The organism is Synergistaceae bacterium, from assembly GCA_012521675.1.
Lineage (GTDB): Bacteria > Synergistota > Synergistia > Synergistales > Aminobacteriaceae > JAAYLU01.
The window spans coordinates 27874-40181 of record JAAYLU010000069.1 but is presented as its reverse complement, the minus strand read 5'-3'; the positions used below and the strand labels follow the sequence as shown (position 1 = coordinate 40181).

General features: G+C 61.8%; 7 protein-coding genes. All 7 read right to left on the bottom strand.

Going from position 1 to position 12308, the window contains the following annotated elements; all coding sequences use genetic code 11:
* The coding region (locus GX181_07095) for a hypothetical protein (protein NLM71707.1) at window positions 1-116 on the bottom strand (116 nt) is incomplete at its 3' end.
* A 54-nt stretch (window positions 117-170) separates the two neighbouring features.
* Complete coding sequence (fusA, locus tag GX181_07090) at window positions 171-2234, bottom strand: elongation factor G (protein ID NLM71706.1); 2064 nt, start codon at window positions 2232-2234, stop codon at window positions 171-173.
* A gap of 54 nt (window positions 2235-2288) precedes the next feature.
* The gene (rpsG, locus tag GX181_07085) at window positions 2289-2759 is read right to left on the bottom strand and encodes a 30S ribosomal protein S7 (GenBank protein NLM71705.1); all 471 of its coding nucleotides are present in this window, start codon (window positions 2757-2759) and stop codon (window positions 2289-2291) included.
* 39 nt (window positions 2760-2798) lie between these two features.
* Entirely contained in the window at window positions 2799-3170 is a 372-nt protein-coding gene (locus GX181_07080; GenBank protein NLM71704.1) for a 30S ribosomal protein S12, read from the bottom strand.
* 80 nt (window positions 3171-3250) lie between these two features.
* The gene (locus GX181_07075) at window positions 3251-3496 is read right to left on the bottom strand and encodes a 50S ribosomal protein L7ae (protein NLM71703.1); all 246 of its coding nucleotides are present in this window, start codon (window positions 3494-3496) and stop codon (window positions 3251-3253) included.
* A gap of 84 nt (window positions 3497-3580) precedes the next feature.
* Complete coding sequence (gene rpoC, locus GX181_07070; GenBank protein NLM71702.1) at window positions 3581-8581, bottom strand: DNA-directed RNA polymerase subunit beta'; 5001 nt, start codon at window positions 8579-8581, stop codon at window positions 3581-3583.
* The gene (rpoB, locus tag GX181_07065) at window positions 8578-12195 is read right to left on the bottom strand and encodes a DNA-directed RNA polymerase subunit beta (protein NLM71701.1); all 3618 of its coding nucleotides are present in this window, start codon (window positions 12193-12195) and stop codon (window positions 8578-8580) included. The genes rpoC and rpoB overlap by 4 nt, the downstream gene beginning before the upstream one ends.
* Between the last annotated feature and the right edge of the window lie 113 nt (window positions 12196-12308).

Here is a 12308-nt window from a genome sequence, read left to right as displayed (position 1 = left end):
GACGTCGACAGACACTTGGTGATAGCGGCGGTGAGCGTCGTCTTGCCGTGGTCGATGTGACCTATCGTGCCTATGTTGATGTGCGGCTTGGTCCTCTCAAATTTCTCCTTTGCCATTGGTTGTTCCCTCCTAAAAATAATTCTCTTTTTTTACAATAGGATTGCCTTGCTTCAGCTTTTAAGCGCTTTATCCGCCAGCTCCTGGCTCATGGGCTCGTAGCTGTCGAACTGCATCGAGTAGGAAGCCCTGCCCGAAGTCTTGCTTCGAAGATCAGTGGAGTAGCCGAACATCTCGGACAGGGGGACGAAGGCCCGGACAACAGTGGTGTTCATCCTCGTGTCCATGCCCCCGATGCGTCCCCGCCTGGAGGAGAGGTCGCCGATAACGTCTCCGACGTACTCCTCCGGGGTGACGACCTCGACGGCCATCACCGGCTCCATCAGCACGGGGCCCGCCTTCTTCATGGCATCCTTGAAGCCCATCGAGGCCGCTATGCGGAACGCCATCTCGGAGCTGTCGACCTCGTGATGGCTGCCGTCCACCAGTATGGCCTTAAGGCCGATCACCGGGTATCCTCCGACGACTCCGTTGTTCATGGCCTCCTCGAGGCCCTTCTCGACGGCTGCGACGTACTCCTTGGGCACGACGCCTCCGACTATCCTGTCCTCGAACTCGTAACCCCTGCCGTCGGGCAGCGGCTCCAGCTCCAGCACGACGTGGCCGTACTGGCCCCGTCCGCCCGACTGGCGCACGTACCTGCCCTCGCCCTTGGCGGCCGTCCTTATCGCCTCCCGGTACGCGACCTGGGGGCGCCCCACCCTGACGTCGACGCCGAACTCCCTCTTGAGCCTGTCCACTATCACCTCGAGGTGAAGTTCTCCCATTCCGGAGATGATCGTCTGCGACGTCTCCTCGTCGGTGCGGGCGCGGAAGGTCGGGTCCTCCTCGGACATGGCCGCGAGGCCCTTGGTAAGCTTTATCTTGTCGTTCTTCGTCGCCGGCTCGACCGACAGGTGGATGACCGGCTCCGGGAAGACGAGGTCCTCCAGCAGAATCCGAGCGCCCTCGTCGCATAGGGTGTCCCCCGTGCGGGTGTTCTTCAGCCCCGGCAGGGCGACTATCATGCCGGCAGTGGCCTCCTCCAGCTCCTCCCGCTTGTTGGCGTGCATCCTGAGGATGCGCCCCACCCTCTCCCTGGTGTTGTTGCTCGTGTTATAGACCGAGCCGCCCTTTGAGAGAGTTCCCGAGTACACGCGCGTGAACACCAGCCTTCCGACGAACGGGTCGACGGCGATCTTGAAGGCGAGCGCCGAGAACTTCTCGCTCGCGTCGCTCTTTCTGAACGAATCCTCGCCCGTGACCGCATCTATGCCCTTGACGGGCGGAAGGTCCACCGGAGAGGGGAGATAGTCCACAACAGCGTCAAGCAACGGCTGAACTCCCTTGTTCTTGAAGGCCGACCCGCAGAGAACCGGGACGATCTTGAGGGATATGAGCGCCGAGCGAATCGCCCTCTTGATGACATCCGTCGGCACGTCCTTGCCGTCCAGGTAGGCGCTCATGATATCCTCGTCGAAGTCGGACAGGGTCTCCAGCATCGCCTCGCGCGCGGTCGCGGCCTCCTCGGCCTGCGCCGGCGGGATAGGCGCGGCGCGCGGGTCGGTGCCAAGGTCGTCCATGTAGAGGATCGCCCTGGACTCGACTAGGTCGATCACTCCGACGAAGCTCTCCTCCGCCCCGATGGGGAGCTGGATCGGGAGCGGTCTCGCCCCCAGCTTCTCCCTGATGCCCTGTATCACGTTGACGTAGTCCGCGCCCACCCGGTCCATCTTGTTGACGAACGCGAGCCTGGGCACGTGGTACCTGTCGGCCTGCCGCCATACAGTCTCGGACTGGGGCTCCACCCCGCCCACGGCGCAGAAGACGGCGACCGCTCCGTCGAGCACTCTCATAGACCGCTCGACCTCCACGGTGAAATCCACGTGGCCGGGCGTATCAATAATGTTGACATAATGATCGCGCCAGATGCATGTCGTCGCAGCGGAGGTTATGGTAATGCCCCTCTCCCGCTCCTGGTCCATGTAGTCCATAGTGGCCGAGCCCTCGTGCGACTCGCCCATCTTGTAGTTCTTTCCCGTGTAAAAAAGAATGCGCTCGGTGGTAGTGGTCTTACCAGCATCGATGTGCGCTGCGATCCCGATGTTGCGTATTCTTTTCATGTCGATAATTTGCATTTCCCGCCACCAAGCCTCGTTTCGTAAAACGGCGACCCTTCGCCGTTCGCGCCACTACCAGCGGTAATGGGCGAACGCGCGGTTGGCCTCCGCCATCTTGTGGGTGTCCTCTTTCCTCTTGATGGACGCGCCCTCGTTCTTGTAGGCGTCCATGAGCTCCCTGGCCAGCCTGTCGGCCATCGGGATGCCCTTCTTGGCCCTGGCGTAATTCAGTATCCAGCGTATCGTCAGGACCTGGGCCCTCTCCGGCGGCACCTCCACCGGGACCTGGTAGGTCGCTCCGCCCACGCGGCGAGGACGCACCTCCACCAGCGGCCGGACGTTCTCCATCGCCTTGTTGAAGACCTCGAACGGCTCGACTTGCAGCTTGTCGCCCGCTATGTCGAGCGCCTCGTACATGATCCGCTCCGCTATGCTCTTCTTGCCATCCCGCATCAGGCTGTTGATGAACTTCGCCAGCGCGATGCTGCCGTACTTAGTGTCCGGCATTGTCTCCACTTTTTTTACATGCCCCTTGCGCGGCATAGGTCAACCCCTCCTCGTGAACAAAACCTGCCGCGAAGCCTACTTGGGCCTGCGAGCGCCGTACTTGGAGCGGGATCTCTTGCGGTTCTCCACGCCCCCACAGTCGAGTGTTCCCCTGACGATGTGATAACGCACTCCGGGGAGGTCCTTGACCCTGCCGCCCCTGACCAGGACGACAGAGTGCTCCTGCAGGTTGTGCCCTATCCCCGGTATGTACGAGGTGACCTCTATGCCGTTCGTGAGTCGAACCCTGGCCACCTTGCGCAGAGCCGAGTTCGGCTTCTTGGGGGTTACGGTATATACCCTCGTGCAGACCCCTCTGCGAGCCGGATTCCCCTGCAACGCGGGGGAGTCGCTCTTCTGTCTCTTTCTCTGGCGACCGTGGCGTATCAGCTGATTGATCGTTGGCACGCAACTTCCTCCTTCCTTGTGTCCTTTTCGCTCCTGAGCCCGCGGAACTTGTTCACCGTTCCGCGGGGCGCAGGATCCCTCTATGAACCGATCCCCGCCGCGGACGCTCCTCGAGAGATGGCGCACGCCCTTCCGAGCATCACCATGCTCTCCACCCGTTCGACGGGAATGTTCGCATTCAACGCTTCCTCCTCAAGGCCCCTTATCACCGAGGCGTCCGCATCCTCGGCTATGAAAAGCTTGACCAGCCTTCCCGCCCTGAGGGCTCGCCTGACCTGTCTCTCTCCCGTTAACCTGTTCGGCACTGCGAGCTCGTTTAAAGGCAACAGAAATCCCTCCCGTGCCGGAAGCACCACGGCATGATATCAAATAGGACGGGAAAAAGTCAAGCCGTGCCCGCCCTATTCCCCTCAATCCCCGGGACAGAGAGTCCTGAATCTCTCGCCCTTCTCCTGGAAGCGCTCCACCCCGGTCCCGGCCGGGATGAGATGACCGATTATCACGTTCTCCTTAAGGCCCTCCAGCGGGTCGATGTCCCCCTTGACCGAGGCACCCGCGAGCACCTGGGCCGTCTGCTGGAAGGAGGCGGCGCTCAGGAAGCTGTCCGTTGCGAGAGCGGCCTTGGTGATGCCATGAACAAAGGGCTTCACCGTGGCCCCCTCGCGTAGCTTTCTCACGAAGGTGACGCGCTGGATGATCTTCATGTCGTCCTTCCTGTGTCCGCCGATGGGGCGCATTACCAGCTCCCCCACTCCCGAACTCAGGCCGCCGGGCAGGGCCGCTGCCGCGGCTATCCTGTCTATCGTCGCCTGGGCGGCCTCCTGGCCTGCCTCGGCGATCACCTCTCCGCTCAAGTCGACGACCGGCTCCAGAAGGACCTTTCCGTAGACAGCGCCGATAAGCAGATCGTTTATGAAGCGGTCCCTCGACAGTATCGCGCCCTCTATCTCCACGGCGCTTATCCGTCCTTCGAGAATCCCCCTGATTATTCGCTCGTCGACCAGCTGGGGCAGGTCGGAGATGGCCTCCCCGTCGTTGTCTATCGCCTTTGACAGAGGGCGTCCCCACTTGTCCTTGAGGCTGGCCTCGAGGATGTCCTGCAGGTTAATCCTCTCCACCGAGTGCCACACCGACACCATCCTGACGTCCCTCTCCCTGCAGAGGAGGGCGTCGTCAGCGGTGAACACCCTGTCGGCCTTCGCGACGACCTTTCCGTCCACGACGATGTCCTCCGCCAAGTAGGCTGTGTCGACAAGCCTCTCGAGCAGCGCCCCGTCCCTTACCAGCACCGGGGTCGGGTCGTTGGCCGTTATTACGGCGAGCTTTCCGAGGGTGAGCTCCGTACCCTGCCCTATCTCCTTTCCGTCGCTCGAGACGAACGGGGAGATCAGCTCGAGCCCCTCCAGCTGTTTTCTGAAGGCGGCCTCCCCTATCACCAGGTTGAAATCGACTCCCTTGGGATCCTCCAGGGTCACGGAGGATATCATCATGCCGGGGCGGAGTATCGCCTTTATGCCGGACTCGTCGAGCGGCTCGTTCAGCAGCTTCTGCACCGACTCGTCCGGCTTCTGGGAGCTGACGTCCTTCAGTGTCATACCGGTGAAGAGGCGCACGGCCTCCTCAATGTTCCTCTCGTTCTCCCTTAGTATCTTCGCCGTCTCTGCCTCTATGTCGTCGGTCCAGACCATGTCCCCGGACACGAAGGAGGTGTCCCCCTCCTCGTTTATCCTGACCCGGTTGATCGGCGCGACCTTCCTGAGGATGACCTCTATGTGCTTGTTGCTTATGGACACGCCCTGCGAGCGGTATACGTCCTGGATCTCGTCGACGAGGGCTCGCTGAACGGCCTCGATCCCCTCCACCTCCAGGAGCTGCTGCGGGTCGAAGTTGCCCTCGGTCAGCCTCGTGCTCTTCCCGACCTCGTCGCCCTCCTCCACCAGCAGGTTCTGGTTTATGGGAATGTTGTGAGAAGCCTTCTCCCCGCTCTCGGCGTCGTCGGAGGTAATTATGACCTTGCGCTTGCCCTCCATCGTTCGTATCTCGGACACCTTGCCGTCGATCCCCGCCAGGAATGCCACCTTCTTGGGACGCCGCACCTCGAATAGCTGTTCTATCCGCGGCAGACCCTGGGTGATGTCCTCTCCCGTCAGGCGCACTCCTCCCGTGTGGAAGGTGCGCATGGTAAGCTGAGTGCCGGGTTCCCCGATCGACTGGGCGGCGACCACTCCTACCGCCTCGCCGAGCGGGACCTCCTTCCTGGTGGCGAGGTCCATTCCGTAGCACATCTGGCATATCCCATGGCGCAACGCGCAGCTCAACGGGCTTCGCACGTGAACGGAGTCTATGCCGGCGGCCTCTATGGCCCTGGCTTTCTCGTCGGATATGCATTCTCCCGCTGATACCATCACCTCGCCTGTCTCTGGATGGGTTATGTCTAGAAGGGCCGTCCTGCCGTATATGCGCTCGGAAAGCGGTATCATTACCCTGTCGTCCTGCATGAGCGGCCTTATCTCTATGCCCCTGTCGGTACCGCAGTCGTGCTTGGTGATTATCAGATCCTGCGCGACGTCGACGAGGCGGCGGGTGAGATAGCCGGACTTGGCGGTCCTCAGAGCGGTGTCCGCGAGTCCCTTTCGCGCTCCGTGAGTTGAGATGAAGTACTCGAGCATGTTCATCCCCTCGCGGAAGTTCGCCGTTATCGGGTAGTCGATTATGCGGCCCGAGGGATCGGACATCAGTCCCCTTATCCCGGCCATCTGCCCCATCTGGCTTCGGCTTCCCCTGGCGCCGGAGTCTATCATCATCCGGATCGGGTTGGTGCGGTCCATTCGGTCGACGATGCTGTCGGCGATTGCCCTGGACGTCTCGGACCAGAGGCTCTCCTTCTGCACGAGGTACTCGTCGGCGGTGAGTATCCCCATGTTGTACTCGTACTTGAGCTCGTCGTCCTGTTCCATCGCCCTCTGAGTGAGCTCGCTCTTCTCCGGGGGTATTATGATCGACTGAACGCCGAAGCTGATGCCGCTGACGGTCGCCCAGTGGTAGCCGAGCGACTTGATGTTGTCCAGCATGTGGACCATGGAGACCCGGTCGACCAGGTCGAAAGCCCGGTCGAGAAGCTGACCCAGGTCCCTCTTGTCGAGCTGCCTGTTGATGAAGCGAAGCTGCTCGGGGAGGCGGCTGTTGAAGACTACCCTTCCGGGCGAGGTCACCAGCCACTTGCCCTCGACTTCGTCGACGTCCCCCCACTCCTCTTTCCGCCGCAGGTAGATCTTCGTATTCACCCTGGTGACTCCATGGTGAAAGGCGGACAGGGCATCGTCTATGTCGCTGAAGTACATGCCCTCGCCGGGAAGCCCTTCGCGCACGTCCGTCAGGTAGAAGATGCCAAGCACAATGTCCTGGGTCGGCGTCATCACCGGGCGGCCGCTCGCGGGCGACAGTAGGTTGTTGGACGACAGCATTATCAGCCTGGCCTCCGTCTGCGCCTCGATGGAGAGAGGCACGTGGACGGCCATCTGGTCGCCGTCGAAGTCCGCGTTGAAGGCGGTGCAGACCATCGGGTGCAGGCGAATCGCCTTTCCCTCCATGAGCACCGGCTCGAACGCCTGTATGCCGAGCCTGTGGAGGGTCGGGGCGCGGTTCAGCATCACCGGGTGGTCCTTGACTATCTCCTCAAGGATGCCCCAGATCTCCTCCCGGCCTCGCTCGATGATCCTCTTGGCGCTCTTTATGTTCGGCGCAAGGCCTCGCTCGACCAGCTGGCGGATGACGAAGGGCTTGAAGAGCTCCAGGGCCATCTGCTTGGGGAGGCCGCACTGGTAGATCTTTAGCTGCGGACCTATGACTATGACCGAACGGCCGGAGTAGTCCACCCTCTTGCCGAGCAGGTTCTGGCGGAAACGCCCCTTCTTGCCGCGAAGCAGGTCGGTGAGGCTCTTCAGCGGGCGGTTCCCCGCGCCGAGCACCGGCTTGCCCATGCGACCGTTGTCTATGAGAGCGTCGACGGCCTCCTGCAGCATCCGCTTCTCGTTGCGGATGATTATCTCCGGGGCCTTGAGCTCCTGCAGCTTCTTCAGTCGGTTGTTCCTGTTGATGACCCGCCGGTAGAGGTCGTTGAGGTCGGACGTGGCGAAACGTCCTCCGTCGAGCTGCACCATCGGGCGCAGGTCGGGCGGGATGACCGGCAGCACCTCCAGGATCATGGCACTGGGAGTGGCGTTGCCCTTGCGGAAGTCCTCGGCGACCTGCAGTCGTTTGATCAGCTTTCTCTTCTTCTGCCCAGAGCTCTCCGAGACCTCCTCGCGCAGGGAAGAGGCCAGCTGCTCCATGTCCAGGACGGAGAGAAGCGACTGAACCCCTTCCGCGCCTATGCCGGCGGAGAACTTCTTGTCGTAGGACGAGCAGAGGGAGTGCTCTCGCTCTATGATGATGTCAGCGAAGGCGAACGGGGATAGCCCCGGCTCGGTGACGAGGTAGCACGGGTCCTCTATCGTGACTACCTCCCTTATAGCCGTGAAGCGCCCCGGGTACTTCTGGTTGAACATCTTGCACTCGCTGTCGGATAGCACGTCCCCCCTTGTGAAGGGGAGATGGACAGCCGCTGTCACTATGAACGCCTCCGAGTTGCCCACGAACGCACGCTCGGTCTCGAGCGTATCGCCGAAACGCTCCGCGAGGCGCTCGACCTCGCTCCCGGAGACTATGTCTCCCTCCTTGAAGAGCGAGTCCTCGGGGATTGCCGTCAGCTTGAAGGCCGTCTCCACCTTCAGCAGATCGTCTCCGTACTCGGTCTTGTATCGCGAGACCTGGTTTGCGGTGATCACATCCCCCTCGTTGACCGGCAGGTCCTCCAGGGTCGAGACGCGCCAGGCCTCCTCGGCCTTGAACTTCGGGTCGTAGTGGACGTGGACGCGCAGCTCGCTCTCGGATAATATGTCGCCCTTCCTGGCCAGGTCGGTCCGCCTGCCCTCCATGACGACCTTGAAGGCCTGCTCCCTCAGGCGGATAGGGGCGAAGTAGACCACCTTCTCCAGGTCCTTGGTGGTGCAGCCGAGCAGAAGGCCCAGCCTTCCCGGTATCCCCCTGAGGTACCAGATGTGGACCACGGGAGCGGCCAGCTCTATATGCCCCATTCGCTCGCGCCTCACTCGGTTGTCGGTGATCTCCACCCCGCACCTGTCGCAAACTATCCCCTTGAACTTCGGTCCGCTGCGCTTGTACTTGCCGCAGGCGCACTCGAAGCTCTTCGTCGGGCCGAAGATGCGCTCGCAGAACAGGCCGTCCTTCTCCGGCCTCAGCGAGCGGTAGTTTATCGTCTCGGGTTTTTTTACCTCACCACTTGAAAGTATGCGGATCCGCTCCGGGCTTGCGAGCTTGATCCGAACTCCCACTATCTCTCTCCGGCTCATCGGTCTTCATCCCCTTTTTCTTCAATGGACATGCCGGCCGGGAGGCTTTCCTCGAAAATCGGATCCATGACGGCCATCTTCTCGACCTCGCCCTCCTCGAATATACTCTCGCTAACGCTCTTGCGGGTCTCGGCCGCCGGCTTTTCGTCCTCTCCGCCGAATATCGAGGATTCGCGCGGATAGCGCCTGGAGTGGGAGTCGTCCTCGTCGTCCTCCATAAGGAGCTCGCCCATGGTGCCGTCGCTGTACTTCACCTCGACGTCGAGCCCCAGCCCCTGGAGCTCCTTCACCAGAACCCTGAAGCTCTCCGGGACGCCCGGCTTGGTCAGGTTGTGTCCCTTGACTATGCTCTCGTAGGTCTTCAGCCGTCCGCGGATGTCGTCCGATTTGACCGTCAGCATCTCCTGAAGTATGTTGGCCGCCCCGTAACCCTCAAGGGCCCAGACCTCCATCTCGCCGAAGCGCTGCCCTCCGAACTGAGCCTTTCCACCCAGCGGCTGCTGGGTTATCAGGCTGTAAGGGCCTATGGACCTGGCGTGGATCTTGTCATCCACGAGGTGTATCAGCTTCATCATGTACATGCAGCCGACGGTGACTTTCTGCTCGACCGGGTCGCCCGTCCGCCCGTCGTACAGGGTGGTCATCCCGTCCTTGGTGAGATCCGGGTACTTCTCCTTCGGGATGCCCGCGAGAAGGTTGAAGATCTCGTCCTCGTCCGCTCCCTCGAAGACGGGGGAGGCGACCATCCACCCGTTGTGCAGGGCGACAAATCCCATTATCGTCTCCAGAACCTGGCCGAGGTTCATGCGGCTGGGCACCCCCAGCGGATTGAGCACTACGTCGACGGGAGTCCCGTCGGGCAGGTAGGGCATGTCCTCGACGGGAAGAATGCGCGAGACGACACCCTTGTTGCCGTGCCTGCCGGCCATCTTGTCGCCGACGGTGATCTTGCGCAGCTGCGCGACGTAGATCTTAACGACCATGTTCACGCCCGGCCCGAGTGCGTCGGGGCTGTTCTCGCGAGTCATCTGCTTGACGGCGACGATCTTACCGCGCGCGCCGTGGGGCAGCTTCAGCGACGTATCGCGCACCTCGCGCGCCTTCTCGCCGAAGATGGCCCTGAGCAGCTTCTCCTCCGGGGTCTGGTCGGACTCGCCCTTGGGCGAGACCTTGCCGACCAGGATATCCCCTGCCGACACCTCGGCGCCCACTCGCACGATGCCGTCCTCGTCGAGGTTCTTCAGCACGTCCTCCCCGACGTTGGGGATGTCGCGCGTGATCTCCTCGGGGCCGAGCTTCGTGTCGCGGGCCTCGGTCTCGTACTCCTCTATGTGGATCGAGGAGTAGAAGTCCTCCTTCACGAGGCGCTCGCTCAGAAGGATCGCGTCCTCGAAGTTGTACCCCTCCCAGGGCATGAACGCGACCAGGACGTTCCTGCCAAGGGCCAGCTCCCCGCCCTCGATCGCCTGGCCGTCGGCGATGATCTCGCCCGCCGTCACCGAGTCGCCCTTGCGGACCAGCGGCTTCTGGTGGATTATCGTCCCCTGGTTGGACCTGCGGAACTTTACCATCGGGTAGAATATCGTCTCTGCACCGCTGCGAACCTCGATGCGGGCCGAGTCGACGTAAGCGACCTCTCCGTCCTTGCGGGCAATGACGCAGGATCCGGAGTCCCTGGCGATCCGGTGCTCCATCCCGGTGCCCACTATCGGGGCCTCCGGGGCTATCAGAGGCACGGCCTGCCGCTGCATGTTGGAGCCCATCAGGGCGCGGTTGGCGTCGTCGTGCTCCAGGAACGGTATGAGGGCCGTCGACGACGACACTATCTGCTTTGGCGACACGTCCAGGTAGGTGACCTCCTCGCGGGGCACCGATACTATGTTCCCCTGATACCTGGTGAAGCACTCGAGGTCGGTTATCATGCCGTCGTCGTCGACCGGAGTGTTCGCCATGCCGACGTAGACGTCGTCCTCCTCGTCCGCGGACAGGAACTCGATCTCGCCCGTGACTCGTCCGTCTTCAACCTTGCGGCGGGGCGTGACCAGGAAGCCGTACTCATTCAGCCTGGCGTACGACGAAAGGGACGTGACCAGGCCGATGTTCGGGCCCTCGGGAGTCTCTATCGGGCAGACTCTTCCGTAGTGGGTGTAGTGGACGTCTCGCGCCTCGAACCCGGCGCGTTCCCTCGATAGTCCACCCGGGCCCAGTGCCGACAGGCGTCTGCGGTGGGTGACCTCGGCGAGGGGGTTGGTCTGGTCCATGAACTGGGAAAGCTGCCCCGAGCCGAAGAACTCGCGCAGACTGGCGGCTATGGGGCGGACGTTGATGAGGTCGCGCGCCATGGCGGCGTCGAGATCGGGTATGGTGGTCATGCGCTCCTTGGCTATCCGCTCCATGCGCAGAAGGCCGATCCTGATCTGGTTGGCCAGAAGCTCGCCCACGGATCGGACTCGACGGTTGCCGAGGTGGTCTATGTCGTCCCCCTCCATCTCCGGGTTCATCAGGCTGATTATCCCCTGGATGATCCTCGACAGATCCTCCAGCTGAAGCAGCCTGACCTCCTCCGGCACGGACAGGCCGAGCGCCCTGTTTATCTTGTAGCGGCCCACCCGGCCAAGATTGTACCGCCTCGGGTCGAAGAAGAGAGAGTTGACGTACTCCCTGGCGTTCTCTATCCTGGCTGGCTCGTTCGGACGAAGCTTCTTGAACAGCTCGACTATGGCCTCGTCGGCGTTGACCGCGCCGTCCCTCTCAAGGGTCAGGGCAACCGATCTGATGGCGTCCCACACGCGCACCTTGGTGCGCCCGGAGGTCCACAGGGCCTCGAGCCCTTCCTTGGTGATGATCCTGTTCCTCTGGATGACCATCCCTCCGTCGGCGTCCATGACCGTCTCCGCGGCCAACAGACCCTTGACGTCCTCGTCGGCTATGTCCTTCTCGATGGCGCGCGCGCCGAGAAGGTCGAGCACCCCCTCGTCCGTCGACGCTCCGAAGATCTTCAGCAGCAGGGTTGCGGGGATCTTCTTCCTGTTGTCGATGTTCACGTTGATCGAGTCCCCCTGGGAGAAGGAGAACTCCAGCCACGCCCCCCGCTCGGGGATGATCTTGGCCGAGTAGACCTCCTGCCCCGAGGTCTGCTCGTCCTTGGAGAAGTAGACCCCGGCGGACCTTGCGAGCTGGTTCACCACAACCCTCTCGGTACCGTTGATTATGAACGTGCCCCTGCTGGTCATCACGGGGAAATCTCCAAGGAAGATCTCCTCCTCCTTGAGCTCCTTGGTCTTCCTGTTCTCAAGCCTTATCGTGGCGCGTACAGGACGAGACCAGGTGAGGTCCCTCTGCCTCGCCTCCTCCTCCTCGGTGGTCGGCTCGTCCAGTAGGTAGCGGACAAATTCGAGCGCAAACGACCCGTCGTAGCTCTCAATGGGGAATACCTCGTTCAGGAGCTCCTGCAGGCCCTGCCGAGAGCGCATATCAACCTCCGCGCCCTCCTGGTAGAACCAGTCGTAGGAATCACGCTGCACCTCGATCATGTCCGGAATCTCTACCAGATCCCGAGCGCGCCCGAAGGTCAACCTCCGGCGCTTGCTGCTGACGGGGACAAATTCGGCCATGAATCATTTGACCTCCCTGAAATAAATATGGGGGAAATTTAGTGCTGACAAATAGTCAAGATAACAAAAAGGTCGGCCTATGTCAATAGACATAGTGCGACCTTTCGCACGAA